The 20,447-nt window shown below is 64.6% G+C and carries 22 protein-coding genes; 9 read left to right on the top strand and 13 right to left on the bottom strand.

Annotation, left to right across the window (positions count from 1 at the left end; genetic code table 11):
* Nucleotides 1-5: 5 nt before the first annotated feature.
* From ACQR1W_RS37555 to ACQR1W_RS37525, 7 genes are all read left to right on the top strand, one after another.
* Nucleotides 6-317, top strand: a complete 312-nt coding sequence (locus tag ACQR1W_RS37555) for an ArsR/SmtB family transcription factor (RefSeq protein ID WP_434855487.1) — start codon at nt 6-8, stop codon at nt 315-317.
* A gap of 117 nt (nt 318-434) precedes the next feature.
* Entirely contained in the window at nt 435-1,421 is a 987-nt protein-coding gene (locus ACQR1W_RS37550; RefSeq protein ID WP_434855486.1) for an efflux RND transporter periplasmic adaptor subunit, read from the top strand.
* A complete protein-coding gene (locus ACQR1W_RS37545; protein ID WP_434855485.1) occupies nt 1,418-4,654 on the top strand; it encodes an efflux RND transporter permease subunit in 3,237 nt (1,078 codons plus the stop codon). Before ACQR1W_RS37550 ends, ACQR1W_RS37545 begins: the two co-directional genes overlap by 4 nt.
* Before the next feature lie 11 nt (nt 4,655-4,665).
* Nucleotides 4,666-5,022, top strand: coding sequence for a carboxymuconolactone decarboxylase family protein (locus ACQR1W_RS37540; protein ID WP_434855484.1), 357 nt, complete (start codon nt 4,666-4,668; stop codon nt 5,020-5,022).
* Between the two features lie 204 nt (nt 5,023-5,226).
* Nucleotides 5,227-5,604, top strand: a complete 378-nt coding sequence (locus ACQR1W_RS37535; RefSeq protein WP_434855483.1) for a hypothetical protein — start codon at nt 5,227-5,229, stop codon at nt 5,602-5,604.
* 251 nt (nt 5,605-5,855) lie between these two features.
* Nucleotides 5,856-7,922 carry a protein-disulfide reductase DsbD family protein gene (locus tag ACQR1W_RS37530; protein WP_434855482.1) on the top strand — a complete coding sequence of 689 codons (2,067 nt, stop codon included), beginning with the start codon at nt 5,856-5,858 and terminating at the stop codon, nt 7,920-7,922.
* 14 nt (nt 7,923-7,936) lie between these two features.
* Nucleotides 7,937-8,566 carry a DsbA family protein gene (locus tag ACQR1W_RS37525; protein ID WP_434855481.1) on the top strand — a complete coding sequence of 210 codons (630 nt, stop codon included), beginning with the start codon at nt 7,937-7,939 and terminating at the stop codon, nt 8,564-8,566.
* A gap of 229 nt (nt 8,567-8,795) precedes the next feature.
* Here ACQR1W_RS37525 and modD read toward each other — a convergent pair whose 3' ends face one another.
* The 11 genes from modD to nifH form a co-directional block, all read right to left on the bottom strand.
* Complete coding sequence (gene modD, locus ACQR1W_RS37520) at nt 8,796-9,650, bottom strand: ModD protein (RefSeq protein ID WP_434855480.1); 855 nt, start codon at nt 9,648-9,650, stop codon at nt 8,796-8,798.
* A gap of 111 nt (nt 9,651-9,761) precedes the next feature.
* Nucleotides 9,762-10,058 carry a ferredoxin family protein gene (locus tag ACQR1W_RS37515; protein WP_008971505.1) on the bottom strand — a complete coding sequence of 99 codons (297 nt, stop codon included), beginning with the start codon at nt 10,056-10,058 and terminating at the stop codon, nt 9,762-9,764.
* 36 nt (nt 10,059-10,094) lie between these two features.
* Nucleotides 10,095-11,402, bottom strand: a complete 1,308-nt coding sequence (locus ACQR1W_RS37510) for an FAD-dependent monooxygenase (RefSeq protein ID WP_008971504.1) — start codon at nt 11,400-11,402, stop codon at nt 10,095-10,097.
* A 12-nt stretch (nt 11,403-11,414) separates the two neighbouring features.
* The gene (locus tag ACQR1W_RS37505) at nt 11,415-12,518 is read right to left on the bottom strand and encodes an electron transfer flavoprotein subunit alpha/FixB family protein (protein ID WP_434855479.1); all 1,104 of its coding nucleotides are present in this window, start codon (nt 12,516-12,518) and stop codon (nt 11,415-11,417) included.
* 22 nt (nt 12,519-12,540) lie between these two features.
* Entirely contained in the window at nt 12,541-13,386 is an 846-nt protein-coding gene (locus ACQR1W_RS37500; RefSeq protein ID WP_434855478.1) for an electron transfer flavoprotein subunit beta/FixA family protein, read from the bottom strand.
* A gap of 248 nt (nt 13,387-13,634) precedes the next feature.
* A complete protein-coding gene (nifW, locus tag ACQR1W_RS37495; protein WP_434855477.1) occupies nt 13,635-13,970 on the bottom strand; it encodes a nitrogenase stabilizing/protective protein NifW in 336 nt (111 codons plus the stop codon).
* The gene (gene cysE, locus ACQR1W_RS37490; RefSeq protein ID WP_434855476.1) at nt 13,967-14,758 is read right to left on the bottom strand and encodes a serine O-acetyltransferase; all 792 of its coding nucleotides are present in this window, start codon (nt 14,756-14,758) and stop codon (nt 13,967-13,969) included. Before cysE ends, nifW begins: the two co-directional genes overlap by 4 nt.
* A gap of 2 nt (nt 14,759-14,760) precedes the next feature.
* Nucleotides 14,761-15,900, bottom strand: coding sequence for a homocitrate synthase (nifV, locus tag ACQR1W_RS37485; RefSeq protein WP_434855584.1), 1,140 nt, complete (start codon nt 15,898-15,900; stop codon nt 14,761-14,763).
* Nucleotides 15,901-16,218: 318 nt separating this feature from the next.
* Complete coding sequence (gene irrA / locus ACQR1W_RS37480) at nt 16,219-16,713, bottom strand: iron response transcriptional regulator IrrA (protein ID WP_434855475.1); 495 nt, start codon at nt 16,711-16,713, stop codon at nt 16,219-16,221.
* Nucleotides 16,714-16,724: 11 nt separating this feature from the next.
* Nucleotides 16,725-17,468: a nitrogen fixation protein NifQ gene (locus ACQR1W_RS37475; RefSeq protein ID WP_434855474.1), complete on the bottom strand. Its 744-nt coding sequence runs from the start codon at nt 17,466-17,468 to the stop codon at nt 16,725-16,727.
* A gap of 91 nt (nt 17,469-17,559) precedes the next feature.
* Complete coding sequence (nifH, locus tag ACQR1W_RS37470; RefSeq protein WP_434855473.1) at nt 17,560-18,456, bottom strand: nitrogenase iron protein; 897 nt, start codon at nt 18,454-18,456, stop codon at nt 17,560-17,562.
* Nucleotides 18,457-18,862: 406 nt separating this feature from the next.
* On the opposite strand from nifH, the gene ACQR1W_RS37465 reads away from it, so the two are divergent.
* Together ACQR1W_RS37465 and ACQR1W_RS37460 are read left to right on the top strand one after the other, a co-directional pair.
* The gene (locus tag ACQR1W_RS37465) at nt 18,863-19,294 is read left to right on the top strand and encodes a response regulator (protein ID WP_434855472.1); all 432 of its coding nucleotides are present in this window, start codon (nt 18,863-18,865) and stop codon (nt 19,292-19,294) included.
* A gap of 1 nt (nt 19,295) precedes the next feature.
* Nucleotides 19,296-19,712: an ArsC/Spx/MgsR family protein gene (locus tag ACQR1W_RS37460; RefSeq protein WP_434855471.1), complete on the top strand. Its 417-nt coding sequence runs from the start codon at nt 19,296-19,298 to the stop codon at nt 19,710-19,712.
* A 17-nt stretch (nt 19,713-19,729) separates the two neighbouring features.
* Here ACQR1W_RS37460 and ACQR1W_RS37455 read toward each other — a convergent pair whose 3' ends face one another.
* Nucleotides 19,730-20,089 (bottom strand): (2Fe-2S) ferredoxin domain-containing protein, encoded by a 360-nt coding sequence (locus ACQR1W_RS37455; protein WP_434855470.1) that lies wholly within the window; start codon nt 20,087-20,089, stop codon nt 19,730-19,732.
* Nucleotides 20,086-20,415, bottom strand: coding sequence for a Grx4 family monothiol glutaredoxin (grxD, locus tag ACQR1W_RS37450; protein WP_434855469.1), 330 nt, complete (start codon nt 20,413-20,415; stop codon nt 20,086-20,088). The genes ACQR1W_RS37455 and grxD overlap by 4 nt, the downstream gene beginning before the upstream one ends.
* Between the last annotated feature and the right edge of the window lie 32 nt (nt 20,416-20,447).

Genomic DNA, 20,447 nt, shown 5'->3' with positions numbered 1-20,447 from the left:
ACGTCATGGAAGTTGCGGCGGATCAGGCGAGCGATCTCCTCAAGGCGCTCTCGAACCGTCACCGGCTTCTGATCATCTGCCAACTGATCGACGGCGAGCGTTCCGTCGGCGATCTCGCCACGTACCTGAATCTGCGCGATTCCACCGTCTCGCAACATCTGGCGCTCCTGCGCAGGGACGGGCTGGTGTCGGCACGGCGCGACGGGCAGACGATCTACTACGCGATCGCAAGCGATCCGGCGCGCGAGGTGCTGAAGACGCTCTATCAGGTCTATTGCGCGCCGAAGTCTGCAAGATCCGGGCGGAAAGCAACATAGAGGCGCGGATCGTGCCTTGAGGCAAATCAACGGTTGAGGACGGCCGTCATGGCATGCGTACGGAAGCTTCGCGGCTGCCGGACGATCCTGCGGAATTCAGCAAAACGGAACGGGCTGATGCGAAGACTATTGCTCCTGTGCTTGATCGCCATTGCGACTTGGCCAGCGCTGGCCAGGGCGGAAACCTTGACGGTGTCCTCGCGCGAGGTTGCCGACGAGAAGGCGGTGTTCGCCACGGTGGAGAGCGTCAGCGTGGTGCCGGCGCGTGCGCGGATTGGCGGCACAGTAGCTCAGCTTCATGTCCGGGAAGGTGATGCCGTGACGCGCGGCCAGGCCATCGCAGTGGTCGGCGACGAGAAGCTGGTGCTGCAGATGAAGTCGCTGGATGCCCAGATCCTGGCCCTGCAGGCCCAGGCGGATCAGACGCAGATCGACTTCGACCGCATCCAGGGGCTGGTCGAGCGCGGGACGCTGCCGCGCACCAATCTGGATCAGGCGCGGACGGCGCTCAACGTCGCACAGAACAATTTGCGATCGAAGACCGCCGAGCGCGGCGTTGTGCAGCAGCAGCTGACCGAAGGACAGGTGCTGGCGCCCGACGACGGCCGGGTGCTGAAGAAGCTCGTGACGGTGGGATCAGTGGTGCTGCAAGGCGATCCGATCGTCACCATCGCGCAGCAGAACTTCAAGCTGCGGCTGCGCGTGCCGGAGCGCCACGCGCTGTTCCTGAAGGCCGGGGACAAGGTTCGCGTCGACGGCGCCGAATTGGGCGAGCAAGGCGACAAATGGGGCGTGATCGATCTGGTCTATCCGCAGATCGAGGAAGGCCGGGTCGTCGCGGACGCGATCGTCACAGGCCTCGGCCAGTATTTCGTCGGCGACCGGCTGCGGGTGTGGATCTCCGGCGGCACGCGCAACGCTTTCGTGATCCCGGCACGCTATGTCACCACCCGCTTCGGGATCGACTATGTCCAGTTGCGGCAACGCGATCAGACCGTCGTCGTCCCGGTGCAACGCGGCCGCGAGCTGCCGAGCGCCGATCTTCCCGATGGCCTTGAGATCCTGTCCGGCCTGCGCGCGGGCGACCAGCTGGTGCTGCCGTGAAGCTGGGATTATCAGGCAAGCTCACTCAGGCGACGATCGGCTCGCCGCTGACGCCGCTGTTCCTGCTGGCAGCTCTGGTGGTCGGCTTGATCGCGGTCATCGTGATCCCGCGCGAGGAGGAGCCGCAGATCAGCGTGCCGATGGTCGACATCCGCATCAATGCGGACGGATTGCGCGGGCCGGATGCGGTCGAGCTCGTCACCAAGCCGCTCGAGACCATCGTCAAGGCGATCGACGGCGTCGAGCATGTCTACAGCCAGACCGAAGACGACCGGGTGATGGTCACCGCGCGCTTCCTGGTCGGCACCAAGTTCGAAGACGCGATCCTGCGCGTACATGAGAAGATCCGCGCCAATCTCGATCGCATTCCGGTCGGCATCGCCGAGCCCCTGATCGTGGGACGCGGCATCAACGATGTCGCCGTCACCGTGCTGACGCTGTCGCCCAAGCCGGAGGCTGCCGACCATTGGACCGACAAGGATCTGTATGAGCTTGCGGACAAGCTCCGCGCCGAGCTCACCAAGGTCGACAATGTCGGCCTCACCTATATCTCCGGGGGCGGCGCGCAGCAGATCCGGGTCGAGCCCAATCCGGAAAAGCTCTCGTTGTTCGGCATCACGTTGCAGCAGCTCGTCGCCAAGGTGAAGGATGCCAACCGCTCCTTCCTGGCCGGCGACGTCAGAGACGGCGGCATCGTCCGCAATGTCGCGGCCGGGCAAACGCTTGCGGGAATTCCGGATATCGGCCTGCTCCTGATCACCACCCGCGACGGCCGCCCGGTCTACGTTCGCGATGTCGCGACCGTCGTGATCGGACCTGGCCTCGCCGAACACCGGGTCTGGAACGATGCGCGCCACGACAATGGCGCCTGGAATCGCGTGCCTGCGGTCAGCGTGGCGATCGCCAAACGTGCCGGCGCCAACGCCGTGATCGTGTCGCATGACATCGCCCAGCGGCTGGAAGGTCTCAAAGGGCGACTGATCCCGGATGACGTCACGGTCACGGTCACGCGGGACTATGGCGAAACCGCCAACGAGAAGGCCAACGAGCTCCTGTTCCATCTCGGGCTTGCGACTCTCTCGATCGTGGTCCTGATCGCGATTGCGATCGGCTGGCGCGAGGCGATCGTGACCCTCGTCGTGATCCCGACCACGATCCTGCTGACCTTATTCGCCGCCAACCTGATGGGCTACACGATCAACCGGGTCAGCCTGTTCGCCCTGATCTTCTCGATCGGCATCCTGGTCGACGACGCGATCGTGGTGGTCGAGAACATCGCGCGACACTGGGGGATGCGCGACGGCCGCCCGCGCCTGCAGGCCACGATCGAAGCGGTCGCCGAGGTCGGCAATCCCACCGTCGTGGCAACGCTCACCGTGGTCGCGGCCTTGCTGCCGATGTTGTTCGTGTCGGGCCTGATGGGCCCGTATATGGCGCCGATTCCGGCCAACGCCTCGGCCGCCATGCTGTTCTCGTTCTTCGTCGCGATGGTGGTCGCGCCGTGGCTGATGCTGCGGCTGGCGCCGAAAAAGGACTTCGACAAGGCCGACGAAGGCGGCGCGGCCGTGCCCGCTACGCATGACGAAGGCAGGCTCGGCCGGCTTTACCGCCGCGTGGCGCGCCCGATCGTCGCAAGCAGGCGCTCGGCGTGGATCTTCCTGCTCGGGGTCGGCATCGCGACGCTGTTGTCGATGACGTTGTTTGCGACCAAGTCGGTCACGGTGAAGCTCTTGCCGTTCGACAACAAGTCGGAGATCGCCGTCATCGCCGATCTGCCCGAAGGCGCGAGCCTGGAGGACACCGAGCGGCTGCTGTTCGCCGCAGCCGACATCGCCCGTCAGCTGCCGGAGATCACCACCGTCCAGAGCTACGCCGGAACGCCGGCGCCGTTCAATTTCAACGGTCTGGTCCGCCACTACTACTTGCGCGAACGACCCGAGCTCGGCGAATTGCAGGTCAACCTGACGGCGCGAGGAGACCGCGTACGCAGCAGCCACGAGATCGCGCTCGACCTGCGCCAGCGACTCAAGGCGGTGCCGCTACCGGCGGGCACCAGCGTCAAGGTCGTTGAAGTGCCGCCGGGACCGCCGGTGCTCGCCACCCTGCTCGCCGAGATCTATGGTCCGGACGCAGCGACGCGGCGCGCCGTCGCAAACGAGGTGAAGACAATCTTCGGCGAGGTGCCGTTCATCGTCGATGTCGACGACTCCATCGGCGAGAAGCGCCCGCGGCTGCGGCTCTCGATCGACCAGGACAGCCTCGAATATTTCGGGGTCGAGCAGCGCGACGTCTACGACACGATCCAGACCCTGTTCGGCGGCGTGTCGATCGGCTACTCCCATCGCGGCGAGGACCGCAATCCGATCGAGATCGCAGTCAAGCTGCCGAAGCGGGACAAGACCTGGACCGAGGCGCTGGCGTCGACGCCGGTGCCGGCGAACACCGTGCCCGGCAGCAAGACCGTCGTCGAGCTCGGCCAAGTCGTGAAGGCCACCGTCGAACAGGGCTCGCCCGTGATCTTCCGCCGCGACGGCCGTTTCGCCGACATGGTGACCGCCGAGCTGGCCGGACGTTTCGAGGCCCCGCTCTACGGCATGATGGCGGTGGCCGACCGGATCGACGCGCATGACTGGGGCAAGCTGCCGAAGCCGGTCATCGCCTTCCACGGTCAGCCCGCGGACGAGTCGCACCCGACGCTGCTGTGGGACGGCGAATGGGAAATCACCTACGTGACCTTCCGCGACATGGGGGCTGCGTTCGGCGCGGCGATCCTCGGCATCTACGTGCTGGTCGTGGCGCAATTCGGCAGCTTCCGCCTGCCGCTGGTGATCCTGACGCCGATCCCGCTCACTTTGATCGGCATCCTGCTCGGCCATTGGCTGCTGGGTGCGCCGTTCACCGCAACCTCGATGATCGGCTTCATCGCGCTCGCCGGCATCATCGTGCGCAACTCGATCCTTCTGGTCGACTTCATCCGCCACAGCGGCGGCGAGGGCAAGAGCCTGCGCGACGTCGTGCTCGAGGCCGGCGCGGTGCGCTTCAAGCCGATCCTGCTGACTGCACTCGCTGCGATGATCGGTGCGGCCACCATCCTGCTCGATCCGATCTTCCAGGGGCTCGCGATCTCACTCCTGTTCGGCCTGGCCTCATCGACGCTTCTGACCGTGCTCGTGATCCCCGCGATCTACATCGCGCTCCGCGGGCCGCGCCAATCCGTCGCCAAACCAAAATAGGAGAGGACATCGTGGACAGCAAATTTACCGAACTCTGCAGGGATCTCTCCGGCAATCTCAAGACGCTGCGCAAGGACATCCCAGACGTCATGCAGGGCTTCTCTGCGCTGGCGCAGGCGGCCACCCGCGACGGCGCGCTGGACAAGAAGACCAAGGAGCTGATCGCGCTCGCGATCGGCGTCGCCGTCCGTTGCGACGGCTGCATCGGCTTTCATACCGAGACCCTGGTCCGGCTTGGCGCGACGCGTCAGGAGATCGAGGAGACCCTCGGCATGGCCATCTATATGGGCGGCGGTCCCGCGCTGATGTATGCGGCCGAGGCGATCGGCGCGTTCGAGGAATTCGAGCGCAGGGCGAAAGCTGCCTGAAATCGAGCTGCGGACAAAATCTCGATCGGCGTGGTCGCGAGAAGAGCCGGTCTTTCGCTTCACGTCCTGTTCATTCCGGGGCCCGAGCGCAGCGAGGGAGCCCGGAATGACGGACGAGCAGGTCAAGATATCTGCTAGCGGATATTTGAATTGCCTGTCGGCGGCTTATGAGCCAAGGCTCGATCGTTCATGCAAGAGCTTAGGATGGCATCTGACCCGACCAGCATAGCAGCCTTTGCCCGCCGCATTACCGCGGCGCTGATGGTGCTTGTCCTGGCGACGGTTTCGATCGCCAGCAGCGTAGCCGCCTCTCCCGCCATTGCAGCGACCAGAGTGTCTGCGGCCGCGTGGTCCGGCCCGTATCAGAGCGTTCCAAAGCCCTGCCAGAAGGCGGTGTTGCCCGGAGCCATCAACACCTGCCCGCTCGCAGCATTCAGCGTCAACGGGCTGCCGTCGAATGATCCCGGCGCCGCGGCGCCGAGTCCAGTCGTTCATGCGTTGCATTGGCGGACTGCTCATTTGCGTCTGCCGCCACAATGCGGTGCTTCCTCGCCCTACCGCCCTCCCCGTCGCCTCGCGTAACAGCGCGAGCGGACCGCTCATGCCCCGTTTTGCGACGGGATGAGACGAATGCAGGCGTCCGCTCTGCCAAATGTGTTTGTTCTCTTTGTCGCAGCGTAACGCCGCGGCTGGAGAAATCGAACATCTATCGGCAATCGCAGAGCACCTGGCCGGTCCGGGGCGGAAACGCTCCATTCCGAGCGGGGGAATCCGGAGGCTCGTCACGCCGTGACGCCTCCGGCTGCGATGAGCCTTTTGCGAGGGAGAGTTTCATGTTCGTTCGGCTCACGGCCGTTGTCGCACTGCTGGCAGCTTTGGCGCTCGCGCCTGCCGCGGCGCAGACAGCCGGCTTTCATCCCAAGGCCGATGTGTCGACCCGACTGCTTGTTGGCGATGCCGACGACGCCGGGTCAGCCGCCTGGCTTGGACTCGACGTCAGGCTCGGGCCGGAATGGCACACCTATTGGCGCTCCGCAGGCGATGCCGGGGCCCCGCCCGAGTTCGACTGGTCGGGCTCGCAGAACGTGGCCGACGTGACGGTCGAGTGGCCGGCACCCCGCCGCTTCACCGAGGCGGATATTGATACCTATGGCTATGAAAACCATGTGCTGTTTCCGCTGCACGTCCGCCTCAAGGATGCTTCGGCGCCGGCGCATCTGTCGCTGAAGGCGGTCCTTTACGTCTGCTCCGTCATCTGCACCCAGAACGAGGCGCAGCTTGAGGCGGAGATCGCGCCAGGATCACATCAGAACGCGGCCCAGACGCAAATCGATGAATGGCGCCACAAGGTCCCACGCAACTCGTCGCCGACGCTCTCCATCCAATCGCTGCGGCTGGAGCGACAGCCCAAGCCGCATCTGGTGATCGAAGCGCATGCGCAGCCAGAACTCACTGCACCTGACGTTTTCGTCGATGGCGACCTCGCGGTCGCGGCCGGCCGGCCACACGTGGAGCCGCGCGCTGAGGGCGATGCACTGATCTCAATTCCGGTCAACGGCCTCGACCAGACCGGCTTGCAGCGACCGCTTCGGGTCACGCTCGTCGATGGCGAGCGTGCGCTCGAAGCCGCGCTCCCGCAGGTGGCCGCCGCTCCATCCTCATCGGTCTCCAAGACCGCCGCTGCGACGAGTTCGATCTGGGTCATTCTCGGGATCGCTCTGCTTGGCGGCTTCATTCTCAACCTGATGCCCTGCGTATTCCCGGTGCTGTCGCTCAAGGTGGTCTCGCTGATCGACCACCGCACGACGGACGCCCCTCCGCTCCGGGCGGCCCTCCTGGCAACGGCCGCCGGTATTCTGGCTTCCTTCGCGGCGCTTGCCGTGACGCTGTCAACGCTCAAGGCCGCGGGCGCACAGATTGGCTGGGGTCTGCAATTCCAGCAGCCTGCATTTCTGATCGCGATGAGCGTGGTGCTGGTCGCCTTCGCGGCCAACCTGCTTGGCCTGTTCGAGATCGGTCTGCCGTGGTGGCTCGGGAGTCGCATTGGTCAGGCGGGGCATGGACGATCGCTTGCGGGCCACGTCTTCAACGGCTTCGTCATGACCTTGCTGGCAACGCCATGCTCGGCGCCCTTCGTCGGCACAGCAGTCGCTTTCGCGTTGTCGCAGCAGGCACCGCAGATCCTGCTGGTCTTCGCCGGTCTCGGCCTCGGTATGGCGTCACCCTATCTGGCACTCGCGGCAGTGCCGCGGCTCGCGGCCCTGTTGCCGCGGCCTGGCCGCTGGATGATTGCCGTTCGCGCGCTGGCCGCAGCCGCGATGATCGCGACCACGCTGTGGCTCATCATCATCCTCGCCGAGATCAGCGGCATCGCAACGGCGGGCGTCACCGGTGCGCTCCTTCTTGCGTTTGTTCTGGCCCTCGCCGCATCCCGCATCCGCCTGAGGCACGCCATCCCGGCTGCGCTGGCCACTGCGGCCATCGCGCTGGTCGTGGTTGCCGCGACGCGACCTCCTGCCACGGAGACAAAGGGACAGGAGATCTTATGGCAGCCGCTCGTGCCGGCGGAGATCGCAGACCAGGTCCGCACCGGACACACGGTCTTCGTCGACATCGGCGCGTCGTGGTGCGTCACCTGCAAGGTCAACGAGACGCTCGTCCTCGACGGCGCCGCCGTCCACCGGCGCCTCGCCTCGGATGTCATTCCGGTCAAGGCGGACTGGACCAAGCCGAACGACACCATCGCCGCCTACCTCAAATCCTTCGATCGCTATGGGCTGCCGTTCAACGTCGTGTTCGGACCTGGCGCGCCGAACGGCATCGTCCTTCCCGAACTGCTCACCCAAGAGATCGTGCTGGACGCGATCGATACCGCCTCCCGCCCCGTCACCGCTCACTAGAAGAGAAATCCCAGATGACCAAGACAATGACCGTATGGATCGCGGCCCTCGCCGTGCTGGCTGCAGCATCGCTGTCGTCTCACGCCCGCGCCGATGATGCTGATCCGTTGAGCCAAGCCCGCATCCTGCGCGATCCGGAGATTCCGGTGGCCGGCAATGACAAGGGCGACATCACGATCGTCGAGTATTTCGACTTCCAATGTCCCTATTGTCGCAAGGTCAGTCCCGAGCTTGCACAGGTCGTGCGCGAGGACGGGCACGTGCGCCTGGTGTTCAAGGACTGGCCGATCTTCGGCGGCCCGTCGATCTATGCCGCGCGGCTCACGCTTGCGGCGAAATACCAGGGCAAGTTCCTGGAGGCGCATGAAGCGCTGATCTCCTTGAATGAGAAACTGTCGGAAGAGAAGGTCGACGCGACGCTCGACGCCGCCGGCATTGATCTCGCGCGCGCCAAGAACGATCTCCAAGCCAATCGCGCGGCCATCGACGCCATCCTTGCCCGCAATCACGAACAGGCGGTCGGTCTCGGCTTCCAAGGCACGCCGGCCTTCATCATCGGTCATTTCCGGGTGCCCGGCGCACCGAATGCAAAAGCGTTCAAGCAGGCGATCGCCGACGCACGAGCAGCGGGACACGGGAAATAGCGCGGCAGGAGGCCGCCTCTCCCCGCACGAGGCTTAGTCTGACTGCACCACAAGCAGGAAACATGGCCTGCTTGACCGTCATTCCGGGGCGATGCGGCAGCGTCGAACTATGATGCGCAATTGCGCACCTGAGAATCTCGAGATTCCGGGTTCAGCCCTCCGCGCAAAATGGCTTTGCCATTTTGTCGCGCGGGCTGTCCCGGAATGGCGGCGCTCGTGACGCAGCCAGTCAGACCGGCGCGATATGCACCTGCACGTCGCGGGGACGGGCGACATAGGGGGCCGAAGTGACCAATACGTCGGCGCCGGCCCTCGCGTAATCAGCAGCATTAGCGGCATTGACGCCGCCTGCGGCAGCAATGATGGGACGCGCCCCCATCGCGGCCACCGCATTCATCCGCGCCACCAGCGCAGCAATCTGATCGGGCGAGAACTTCTCGGCCTGGATCACGTCGAACCCGGCCACGGCGCCGGCAACCGCCTGCTCCAGCGTCGCAACCTCGATGACCAGCCGTTTCTCGGGTGCGGCACGCCGCAGCTGCGCCACCACGTCTGTCAACGGTGTGCCGCCAAGAAACGCGCAATGTTCGGGAAACACCAGGACCGTCTCGGACAGGCCGAGCCGATGCATCGCCGCCCCGCCCGCCCGTACCGCGGCCACTGCGAAGCGCTTGACGCCTGGAACGTTCTTGCGCGTGCACGCGACAGCGATGCCGGGAGCAACGGCTTGCGCCGCCACGACGATCGCATGGGCCTCGGTTGCCACCCCCGACCAGATCTCGATCAGGGTTTGCGCCACCTTCCAGCTTCGCAACAGCGCACTGGCCGGTCCGCGCGCCGTGAGAATGGCAGCGCCTTTCTCAAGCCGCGCGCCGCTTGGTGCGGTCAATTCGACCCGGCATCCGGCGAGCTCGATCAGCGCGGCGGCATCTTCCGCGAGCGCGAGGACCATCTGATCCCGAGCGCTGAACTGCATCGCGCCCGCCATCGCGCCAATGCCGAGCGCGTCGGTGGTCAGGTCCCCATAGGGCACATCGTCGTCGAGCAAGGCCTCCAGTTCGCTTCGCGACGCAACTCTCGGCATGCCACACCTTTCATCCGCCCGCCCGATTCCCGCAGATTGCGGTATCTTGCCACGGCTCGCAGTCTTCCGCCACGCCGTGCGTTCCGAAGCGAAACGTCGAAACCGAACGTCTCAACCGAACTTGAACAGCACGCCGTAGCCGCCCCGCGGATAGCTCCACTCGATGTCGCCGCTGGCCTCGCCGATCACCCGGCAGGTACCGCATTCGACGCAGCCATCGGCCGTGATCTCGACCTGGCCCTTGTCGTTGAGCTCGTAGCAACGCGCCGGGCAGGCCTTCAACAGCGACAGCAATTGTGGCGTGGGCGTCGTGTGCGGGCGCACTTTGATATGGGCCCGCCCGGCATCGACGAGATAACGATTGTAGAACAGCTTGTCTTCGACCCGGACTGCGACTTCGGTGGTCATGGCTGATCTCCCTTCATCAAATGTCTCACGTCAGTTTCATCGCCACGCCCGCGCGAAGCGGAAGGCGTCGCCGAACAGGCCGGTCCACGACCGGGCATTCACGAACGAGCGCAACGTGCTGCTTTCCTTCTCTTTCTTCGGCGTGCCATCGACCCGCACGAAGTTCTGCATCGCCTTCGAGACGAGCTGCGGATAGGTCAGGAAGAAGTTCTGCGACTGGTTGTGCAGAAGCGCCGGCATGTCCTTGTATTTCTTCAGATCCTTGATGACGAAGGAGTCCTCCAGCATTTTCTTATAGAGCGCGAGGTTCTCCTTGGTCATCGGATCGCGCCGCGACTTCACCTGGAAGATCGCTTCCGCCGCAATCCGCCCCGAGGTCATCGCGAGGTTGGAGCCCTCGCGATGAACAGCGTTGTTGAGCTGGGCGGCATCGCCGACCACGACCCAGCCGTCGCCGCAGAGCTGCGGGATCGCGTTGTAGCCGCCTTCGGGAATCAGATGCGCGGCATATTCCTTGACCTCGGAGCCCTCGATCAGCGGCGCCACCGACGGATGCTGCTTGAAGCGCTCCAACAGGCCGTATGGCGTCTCGCCGGTCTTCTGGAAGTCGGCGACCAGACAGCCGATGCCGAGCGAGATGCATTCCTTGTTGGAGTAGATGAAGCCCATCCCGGTCATGCCACGGGAGATGGTGCCGACGGCCTCGATGACGGCGCCCTCGTCGCCTTTCAGATTGAAGCGCGCCTCGATGGTCTCGCGCGGCAGGAAATGCATCTCCTTGACCGCGAGCGCGACGTTCTCCGGCTTCGGCCGCTCGCGCAGGCCTGCGCGCGTCCCCAAGAGGCCATTGACGCCCTCGGCGAGCACGACGACATCAGCATGGATCTCGCCGTCGCGACGATCGGTCTTCACCCCGATCACCTTGCCATAGGCGTCCTGCGCCAGCTCCGTCACCGTGGTCTCGCACAACACCGTGGCGCCGGCTTCCTTCACCTTGGATGAGAACCACTTATCAAACTGCGCGCGGATGATGGTGTAGCGGTTCGGCTTCTCCTCGTTGAAGTCATCGGAGCGGTAATGCAGTCCGACATGCGACTTGTCGTCGAGCATCCAGAAGCGCTGCTCGACCAGATGCCGCTCCAGCGGCGCTTCCTCGCGGAAATCCGGAATCAGCTTCTCCAGCATGTCGGCGTAGAGGATGGCGCCCTGCACGTTCTTCGAGCCGGAATACTCGCCGCGCTCCAGCTGCAGCACCTTCATGCCGCGCTTGGCCATGGTCAGCGCGGCGGCATTGCCGGCCATGCCGGCGCCGACGACGATCGCGTCGAACCTTTCCTCGATCATTGCCCTGCTCCTCTAGCTTGCGATGCGGTCGCGGGAATGCGGCGACAGCCGCGCCCGGAAGGCTTCCGTCAGCGCCGGCAGCAGCCGGATCGCGTCGGTGACGATGCCGATATGGGCGAAGTCGAAGATCGGCGCGTTCTTGTCGGTGTTGATCGCGACGATCAGATCGGCGCCTTCGACGCCCACCCGGTGCTGGATCGCGCCGGAGATGCCGGCGGCGATGTAAAGCTTGGGACGGATGGTCTTGCCGGTCTGGCCGATCTGGCGATCGGAGGTGACCCAGCCCTTCTGCACCAACGGCCGCGAGCAGCCATATTCGGCGCCGAGCACGGCGGCGAGCCCGCGCACCAGCTGGAAGTTTTCCGGCGAAGCAAGGCCGAGGCCGCCGGCCACCACGATATCGGCATAGGCGAGATTCGACTTGGCCGAGTCGCGGTCGGGAATGAAGGAGAGGATCTTGGTGACGATGTCGTCTTCCACCAGGCCGAGCTTGTGCACGATGATGCGCCCCGCAGGCTTCTCCACCCGTTCCGGCATTGGCATCACGCGCGGGCGCACGGTCGCCATCTGCGGGCGGTAGTTCAACGTATAGATCGTGCAGAGCAGCGAGCCGCCGAAGGTCGGACGCGTGGCCGCGAGCGAGCCGTCAGCATCGACATCGAGATCGGTGCAATCGGCGGTGAGGCCGGTCAGCAGGGTGGTGGCGACCGAGCCGGCGAGATCGCGGCCCAGGGTGGTGGCGCCGAGCAGCAGGATCTCGGGCTTGAAGGTGTTGACGGTGTCGGTCAGCGCCTTGGTGTAGGCCTCGTTGCGGTAATCGGCCAGCACCTCGTCGGCGACGATATAAGCGAGATCGGCGCCGTAGCAAAACGCCTCGGCCGCGGCATGCTGAACGGCGTCGCCGGGCGGGCCGATGACGACGGCCGCAAGGTCGACCTTGAGCTTGTCGGCGAGCTTGCGCCCGGCGCCCATCAGCTCCCAGGACACTGGATGCACCTGGCCGCGCTCCTGCTCGATGAACACCCAGACGTGCTTATAGTCCCTGAAATGCTCGGGCAGCTCTTTCTTGGTTGCGGCGCGCCCTGCGGGAGCCGGTGCTTTGGTCGGTTCGCTCATGATCTGGGTTCCCGTCTGTCCGTCAGAAGCCACGCGCCGAAACAACCAGCTCGGCTTCGAGCTTCGGTTGCCGCTTGAACATCTCCTCGATCAGTGCCTCGGCTGGCGCGCGGTTGGCAAAATCGACAAAGGCCGCCTTCTCGGCGCGCGCCGATGGCGCGAACACGCGCTTGACGATGGTCGGCGATCCCTTCAGCCCGCACTTCGAGATGTCCTCGACGCCGGCGTCCTTGGCGCTCCAGGTCACGATGTCAGCGCGTGCCGCGCGCAAGGCATCGACCATCGCGCCGCGACGGATCTCGTTGGTGGCCTCCAGCATCGTGACCAGGCATGGCAGCTTGGTCTTGAGCACCTGGACACCGCCCTCTGAGCGGCGCTCGGCCTCGATGGTGCGTGCGACGGGATCGACCTCGCAGATCTTGGCGACGTAAGTCAGCTGCAACAGCCCGAGCCGCTTGGCGATGCCAGGCCCGACCTGCGCGGTGTCGCCGTCGATGGTCTGCTTACCGGTGAAGACGATATCCGGCGCGCCAAAGGTCTCGCTGATCTTGCGGATCGCGGTCGCTAGCGCGTAGGTCGTCGCCAGCGTATCGGCGCCGGCGAAGAAGCGATCGGTCAGCAGCACGGCCCGGTCGGCGCCGAAGGTCAGCGCCTTGCGTAGGGAATCCGCGGCTGATGGCGGGCCCATGGTCAGCACCGTGACTTCGCCGCCGAACTTGTCGCGCAGCTGCAGCGCCGCCTCTAACGCGAACAGGTCGTAGGGGTTTATGATGGTCGGCACACCCTGACGCATGATCGTGTTGGTCACCGGATGAACCCGGATCTGAGCGGAGTCCGGAACCTGCTTGATGCAAACCACGATATGCATGCGATCACTCCCGAGCGTGGGGCCTACTGGGGAGGACAGCAATTGTCGTACCAGTTTTCATCACGCCGAATATCGATGCTGATTCAAGACCTTCGAGAACGCACCTGATTTGTTGCTCAGCCTTTTTGCAGAGGTCCGACAGGTCGGATGCAGCACGCGTCGGGAATGCGACAGAGGCGAGAAAGAACAAAGCCGCCGACGCTCAAGGCGTGGCGGCTTCTCGCGTCGATCCGTGGTCTATTCAGAAACTACTTCAAGGTCGTGAGCGCAACAAAGGGCTTCGGTGCCGGCTTCGGCGGCGCCACGGCTTCCTTCAGCACCTTGAATACCCGCTGGTCGAGCGGCGTAGAGGTCACGAAGTCCTGATAGGCCTGTTCGAGGAATGATTTGCAACGCGCTGCGGCATCCTCATTGGAGACGCCGGCGAAATCCTCGCTGACGAGATATTGTCCCATGCGGCGCAGGATATGCAGCCGGCAGACGTTCAGAACCTTGGGATCGTAGTCGACTCCCAGGAGCTTGAAGAAGTCCTCGGCCGTCGAAGTCTTGTTCAACTGCTCCAGCACATCAGGCGTTCCGGTCATGGCTTGGCTCCTTGCGTCAAGACGGGGTCCGCCTCGCAGGCCCCGGTGGGCGCCGGCGCGGGCGGGCCATGGCGCAGCCGCTGTTTGACGTGAGCGAGCTGCGCTTCGAGAAATTCGATTCGGTCCAGCATCACCGAAAGCGCTTCGCCCACGGGGTCCGGCATCAGATGATGGTCGAGGTCGATACGGCCGACGGTGCGGCGATGGGTGAACTCCGGGCGCACCACCTTGGCGGGGATGCCGACCACGGTGACATCCGGCGGCGTGCCCTGGATCACGACGGAATTGGCGCCGACCCGGGTGCGCGGGCCGATCGTGATCGGCCCCAGGATCTTGGCGCCGGCGCCGACGATCACGCCGTCTTCCAAGGTCGGATGCCGCTTGCCGGGTGACCATGACGTGCCGCCCAACGTCACCCCGTGATAGAGCGTCACGTCATCGCCGACCTCGGCGGTTTCGCCGATCACGACGCAGGCGCCGTGATCGATGAAGAAGCGGCGTCCGATGGTCGCTCCCGGATGGATGTCGACATTGGAGAAGAAGCGCCCAAGCCAGGACAACAGCCGCGCCGGGAAACGCCAGCCGCCGATCCAGAGCCGGTGCGCCAGCCGATACCAGATCAGGGCGTGGATGCCGGGATAGGTCAGCAAGGTCTCGAGCTCGCTGCGCGCAGCCGGATCGCGGGAGCGGACGCAGCCGATGTCCTCGCGGATCAGCCGCAACAGCGAGGGCGCCTTCTCGACGATGACAACAGATTTGGCGGCGTCGGCTTGGCTGATATCGCTCATGGCTAGACCAGGCTCGCTACCGGGTGATCACAGACCTCGCGCCAGATCGCAGCCACGGCTTCGCTCGGCACCGGTCCCTTGATGGCGACCGCGTGCTTGCGCACGCGCGCGAGAATCCGTTGCGCCTCGTCTGCACTCGCCTGCAGCCGCAGATCCGACAGCAGCGCCGTGATCGCCGACAGCCCGGAATGCTTGCCGATCACGATGCGATTGGCGCGGCCGAACAGTTTTGGATCGAGCGCCTGATAGGTCCGCTGATCCTTCAGCAGGCCATCGACATGGATGCCCGATTCATGCGTGAAGACGTGCTCGCCGACGATGGCCTTGTTCAGCGGAATGGTCCGGGCCGCGGCGGCAGCGACCACCTTGGCGACGTTGTCGAGCTCGGCCAGATCGACACCGGTGTCGCGGCCGTAGAGCTGACGCAGCGCCACGGCAACCTCTTCCAGCGGCGCGTTGCCCGCCCGCTCGCCGAGGCCGATCACGGTCACCGATGCATGCGTCGCACCCGCCTTGATCGCGGCCAACGTGTTGGCGGTAGCGAGGCCGAGATCATCGTGGCCATGGAATTCAAGCTCGAGATCGGTGGTGGCACGCAACGCGGCGACCAGGGCATAGGTCGCGTCGGGGTCGAGCACGCTGAGCGTATCGGCAATCCGAAACCGCCGCGCGCCGAGCGATCGTGCGGTCGCGATCGCCTTAGCGAGAAATGCGACATCGGCGCGCGAGGAATCCTCGCCGCCGACCGCGACCTCCAGCCCGCGACCGCGCGCATAGCCGACCACCCGCTTCAGGAGCTCCAGCGCGACCTCGCGTCCACCGCCGAGCTTGGCTCCGATCTGCACGTCCGATGTCGGGATCGACACATTGACCATCGACACGCCTGCGGCGATGGCGGCATCGACATCCGCCTCGCGCATCCGGCACCAGCCGATGATGGTTGCGGGTAGCTCGGCCTCGACGATCGCCCGGATCGCGGCGACCTCATCGGCCCCCATGGCCGGCGTGCCGGCCTCGATCTCCGGCACCCCCGCACGCGCCAGCGCGCGCGCAATCGCAAGCTTCTCATTGAGGGCGAAGGCGACACCTGGCGCCTGTTCGCCATCGCGCAACGTCGTGTCATTGAGGATGACCGGCGGCACCGGGTTCATCGTGGCAGAACCGGCATCTTGGACAGGTTTTGCTCCGCGCTGTCCGGGAACGTCAGGCATTCACGTGGCTCCTCGCAACCTGCATCCGCGTGTCGGGCAAAGCCCACGCGCGCGGCTGCTTGGTTCAAAGAGCAACGCCCATGCCAGCCTTCCAAGCCCAGGCTAGATAGCTGATATGAAACGATATTTCAGATCGGTGCCAAATGTCGGATTCGCGACAGGGTCGTGAATGCAACGGGACCGGAAACGACGACGTCGTCGACCGGACAAGCGCGGAGATCTCGGCGCCGGTCGCCCCAAGGGCAGATTTCAGCCGTGCTGCCTGCGACGCAGATGGATGACGACGTCCACCCGCTCCATGGCGTAGCCGGGCAGCGGCTCAGGCAGATGATCGAACGCCACGGTCTCCGGCACATCGACCAGCACGCCCTCATCCTCATAAAAGAAATGCGGGTGAACCGTCGTGTTGGTGTCGAAGAACGATTTCGAGCCGTCGATGCCGATCTGGCGCAACAGGCCGAGCTGGGTGAACTGGTTGAGCGTGTTGTAGACGGTGGCCTGCGAGATCTTCATGCCGCTGGCGACGGCCGCCGCATAGAGCGCATCCGCGGTCACGTGACAATCGCCGTTGCCGAACAGAAGCTGGCTGAGCTGCTGCCGTTGCTGGGTGGGCCGCAATCCCGCCCGCCGGAGCGCCTCCTCGCAGCGGCGCATCAAGATATCGCCCGCGGCGCAGACGTCCCGCTCGGCGCACCCGACCGCGTCGGCGCCGCAGGAAAATCCGAGCTGCGTCTCCGTGAACATCTCCAAATACCCTAGGCTATGACGGCGGCGCTTTCGGCCGCCTCCTGCAGCGCGACCTGACGGCGGCGTTCCGCCATGCGACTTTCACCGCTTTCGTCGCCGAAGCATTGATCGAAATCATTGCATTGGGTGCAAACCGGCGTCGTACACATGACAAAGCCGTCGTCTTCGCACAGCATCCGGTAGAAAAAGCGCTTCCAGCGCATGTTTCTGGTATTGCGGCTGGCGAGCGGGGCGAAATGCCGCATCAGGAGCCGGGTGAGCTCGGAGCGCTCGCGCAGGCCCAGATCCTCCCAGAGATGGTTGGGCTCCATCGCACGTCGCGCAACCATCGCGGCCAGCCAGCGGCTGATGTCACCTTTGGTCGAACGCTGTGCCAGCAGGAGATCGCGCACCATCGCGACCTCGTCATCATCGGGCGCGGCTGCAGCTCCAGTGACCGGCAGCCACGAGGAATCGAGGGCGGCGGAGGGAAAGAACTGCGCCACGAGCGCGATCAGCTCGACCGTCGACAGGCCGACCCGCTCGGCGAGCATGCCCTGCTCCATCGCCGACACCGCGAGGATCGCGGCGATCACATGACGATCAAAACTGTGGTCGGTGTCAATATTGGCATCGGCCGGATCCGATCCAGTGAGCAGCCGGTAGATCTCGCGCCCATAGCGGCGCGCATTGTCTGAGGTGATGAGCTCGTCATGCCCGTGCGACGGCACCGGCGGGGCGAGTGGAGTGGCGGCCTGCATCGATGTTGCCATGGAAAACTCCAAGCTCTCCTTCACATCGCCCGGATGTCGTGCCGATGAGGTGCCGGCCTTCCGACGGGTGGAAGGCCGGCACCAAGACTGCTTAAGCCGTTGCGGCGAGTTCGGCGGCAGTCTTACCGATCTGGGTTTCGTCGACGCTCTTCATGATGCCGTGCTCCATCAGCATGTCTTCGAGCTCGTCCATCGTGATCGGGGTCGGAATGATGCCCTTGCCGGCGTTGTTGTGGATCCTGGTCGCCAGTTCCCGGTAGTGGCCGGCCTGAACCGAATCCGGCGCATATTCCAGCACCGTCATGCGGCGCAGCTCGGCGTGCTGCACGATGTTGTCGCGCGGCACGAAGTAGATCAGTTTGGTGCCGAGCTTCTTGGCCAAGGCTTCCGCAAGCTCCAGCTCCTTGTCGGTCTGGCGCTCGTTGCAGACCAGGCCGCCCAGACGCACGCCGCCCGAATTGGCATATTTCAGAATGCCCTTCGAGATGTTGTTGGCGGCATACATCGCCATCATCTCGCCGGACATCACGATGTAGATTTCCTGCGCCTTGTTCTCGCGGATCGGCATCGCGAAGCCGCCGCACACCACGTCGCCCAGCACGTCGTAGGACACGTAGTCGATGTCCTCATAGGCGCCGTTCTCTTCCAGGAAGTTGATCGAGGTGATCACGCCGCGGCCGGCGCAGCCCACGCCCGGCTCCGGACCGCCGGACTCCACGCAACGGATGTTCTGATACCCGACCTTCATGACCTCTTCGATCTCGAGGTCCTCGACGCTGCCCGCGGCTGCCGCCAGGCTCAGGATCGTGTCCTGCGCCTTGGCGTGCAGGATCAGGCGGGTCGAATCCGCCTTCGGGTCGCAGCCGACGATCAGGATCCGATGACCCATCTGAGCCAGCGCCGCCAAGGTGTTTTGCGACGTCGTCGACTTGCCGATGCCGCCTTTGCCGTAGAATGCGATTTGTCGCAGTGACATTCTGCTCTCCATCAACCGATTGCCAATGTCCCCCATGCCCCTGGCATGACGAGACCGTGTCCTCTCTGTTCGAACCGGCAGACGGGTTATTGGGAAGGAGAGCATCGCTCGTCCGAAGCGTCGGCGTGCACTCAGCCCTCAACCTTTGCCTGGCAACCAGTTTTGCAACCCCCATGCCAGACCTTTAGAATCGTTAAATCAGACGTCTTTCTAATAAGATGCAGAAATGACCGTGACCGGCGACCGGTTGTTGCAAACCCGACATCGGAATGCCTCGCAAGTGCCGCCGAGGCATCTCGCTGTTGCAAACGACACAACGGACGCAACATTCGCGGCGGCGCGACGGGCGGAACAGAACTTGCTAGAAAGCAACTGCACGTAGTTGCGGGCGTGCGCGCGGCACATCGAGGAGGATGCAATGCAGATCGGCGTTGAAACGGCAAAGGCGGTCGACCAGCGACGGGTGTTCGTGATCGATGACGACGAGATCACGCGCGCGGCCCTGCAGTTCATGCTCCACGACGAGATCGAGACCCATGAGCTCGCCACGCCCGAGGAGGCCTATGAGAAGGGCGTCGACTGGTTGATGCCTCATGTCGTGATGCTCGGCGCATCGTTCCTCAAGCAGCGCGGCCCGGAGCTGGTGCGCGAGATCCTCGCGAAATTCCCAGGCGTCCGGATTCTGATCGTGACTGCCAAGGCCGATGAGGCGGCCGCGATCGAGGGACTGAAGGCCGGCGCGCATGGCGCGGTGGTCAAGCCGCTGACGATCGAAACCGTGCGCAAGAAGGTCGACACCATTCTTGGCCGCGCCGGCGGTGCCACGCTGGTTCAGCTCGGCAGCCTCTGACATGACGACCGTGGTCTTCTATGAGAAGCCGGGCTGCGGGACCAATGCGCGCCAGAAGCTGATGCTGGAGCGCGCCGGCCATACGGTCACGGCAAAGAGCCTGCTCTCCGAGCCCTGGACCGGCGAGCGGCTGCGGACCTTCTTCGCTGACATGCCGGTGCCGGCCTGGTTCAACCCAGCCTCGCCGCGGGTCAAATCCGGCGAGATCAAGCCCGAGACGATCGGCGCGGTGGCCGCGATCGACCTGATGCTCGAAGACCCGCTGTTGATCCGAAGGCCGCTGATCGAAGCCGATGGCCAGCGTTGTGCCGGCTTCGAGCGCGAGCCGGTGCCCTCTTTGCTTGGACGTCGTGATCTCGATGACGTGCAGGGCTGTACGCGTCCCGATAGCGCTACGCCTTGCCCGGAGCCGCGCTAACAGCTCCGGATCGATCGTCACCGCTTCAACACCATGACTAGGCGATCGACGCGCTTGCCCTGCTTGAAATGGGACTCGACGATCTCGTCGATGTCCTCCGGGCTGGTCGGCCGATACCAGATGCCGTCCGGATAGACCACCATCATCGGCCCGGCGCTGCAGAAGCCGAAGCAGCCGGCGGCCGTCACGCCGATATCAGTCAGGCGCTGCGCCTCGATGGTCTTGGTGAGACGATCCCACAGTGGCTGCACCCCAAGCGCGCCGCAGCTGCCGCGCGGATGCTGCGGCGGCCGCTGGGTCAGACAGACGAAGGCGTGATACTTGTAGAGCTGCGGGATCTCGAAGTCGTCATCGGCCTCGATCGTGGTCTCACTCATGATGCTGGTGCCTTGATGCCTTTCTCGGCCAGCAGCGTTGCGAGCTCGCCTGCCTGGAACATCTCGCGCACGATATCGCAGCCGCCGACGAACTCGCCCTTGATGTAGAGCTGCGGAATGGTCGGCCAGTTGGAGAATTCCTTGATGCCTTCGCGGATGAAGGGATCGGCCAGCACGTTGACGCTCTCATAGGGCACGTCGAGCTTGGCCAGGATCTGCGCCACGGCCGCGGAGAAGCCGCATTGCGGCGCCGCCGGCACGCCCTTCATGAAGAGAACGATATCATTGCTGTCGATCAGCTTTTGAATGCGTTCGGATGTCGACATTGATCAGATCCTTTCACCCCTGAATGCGGCCG

The sequence above is a fragment of the Bradyrhizobium sp. HKCCYLS1011 genome (assembly GCF_051167795.1).
Lineage (GTDB): Bacteria > Pseudomonadota > Alphaproteobacteria > Rhizobiales > Xanthobacteraceae > Bradyrhizobium.
This window is presented reverse-complemented; position numbering and strand designations above follow the sequence as displayed.

What these genes read in the sequence shown, in the direction of transcription:
- grxD (WP_434855469.1), bottom strand. Translation starts at nt 20,415, where the DNA reads ATGTCGACATCCGAACGCATTCAAAAGCTGATCGACAGCAATGATATC.
- ACQR1W_RS37530 (WP_434855482.1), top strand. Translation starts at nt 5,856, where the DNA reads ATGTTCGTTCGGCTCACGGCCGTTGTCGCACTGCTGGCAGCTTTGGCG.
- modD (WP_434855480.1), bottom strand. Translation starts at nt 9,650, where the DNA reads ATGCCGAGAGTTGCGTCGCGAAGCGAACTGGAGGCCTTGCTCGACGAC.
- ACQR1W_RS37510 (WP_008971504.1), bottom strand. Translation starts at nt 11,402, where the DNA reads ATGATCGAGGAAAGGTTCGACGCGATCGTCGTCGGCGCCGGCATGGCC.
- ACQR1W_RS37505 (WP_434855479.1), bottom strand. Translation starts at nt 12,518, where the DNA reads ATGAGCGAACCGACCAAAGCACCGGCTCCCGCAGGGCGCGCCGCAACC.
- ACQR1W_RS37535 (WP_434855483.1), top strand. Translation starts at nt 5,227, where the DNA reads ATGGCATCTGACCCGACCAGCATAGCAGCCTTTGCCCGCCGCATTACC.
- ACQR1W_RS37515 (WP_008971505.1), bottom strand. Translation starts at nt 10,058, where the DNA reads ATGACCACCGAAGTCGCAGTCCGGGTCGAAGACAAGCTGTTCTACAAT.
- ACQR1W_RS37500 (WP_434855478.1), bottom strand. Translation starts at nt 13,386, where the DNA reads ATGCATATCGTGGTTTGCATCAAGCAGGTTCCGGACTCCGCTCAGATC.
- ACQR1W_RS37475 (WP_434855474.1), bottom strand. Translation starts at nt 17,468, where the DNA reads ATGGCAACATCGATGCAGGCCGCCACTCCACTCGCCCCGCCGGTGCCG.
- nifW (WP_434855477.1), bottom strand. Translation starts at nt 13,970, where the DNA reads ATGACCGGAACGCCTGATGTGCTGGAGCAGTTGAACAAGACTTCGACG.
- ACQR1W_RS37465 (WP_434855472.1), top strand. Translation starts at nt 18,863, where the DNA reads ATGCAGATCGGCGTTGAAACGGCAAAGGCGGTCGACCAGCGACGGGTG.
- nifH (WP_434855473.1), bottom strand. Translation starts at nt 18,456, where the DNA reads ATGGAGAGCAGAATGTCACTGCGACAAATCGCATTCTACGGCAAAGGC.
- ACQR1W_RS37525 (WP_434855481.1), top strand. Translation starts at nt 7,937, where the DNA reads ATGACCAAGACAATGACCGTATGGATCGCGGCCCTCGCCGTGCTGGCT.
- ACQR1W_RS37455 (WP_434855470.1), bottom strand. Translation starts at nt 20,089, where the DNA reads ATGAGTGAGACCACGATCGAGGCCGATGACGACTTCGAGATCCCGCAG.
- ACQR1W_RS37555 (WP_434855487.1), top strand. Translation starts at nt 6, where the DNA reads ATGGAAGTTGCGGCGGATCAGGCGAGCGATCTCCTCAAGGCGCTCTCG.
- irrA (WP_434855475.1), bottom strand. Translation starts at nt 16,713, where the DNA reads ATGTTCACGGAGACGCAGCTCGGATTTTCCTGCGGCGCCGACGCGGTC.
- cysE (WP_434855476.1), bottom strand. Translation starts at nt 14,758, where the DNA reads ATGAGCGATATCAGCCAAGCCGACGCCGCCAAATCTGTTGTCATCGTC.
- ACQR1W_RS37460 (WP_434855471.1), top strand. Translation starts at nt 19,296, where the DNA reads ATGACGACCGTGGTCTTCTATGAGAAGCCGGGCTGCGGGACCAATGCG.
- ACQR1W_RS37550 (WP_434855486.1), top strand. Translation starts at nt 435, where the DNA reads ATGCGAAGACTATTGCTCCTGTGCTTGATCGCCATTGCGACTTGGCCA.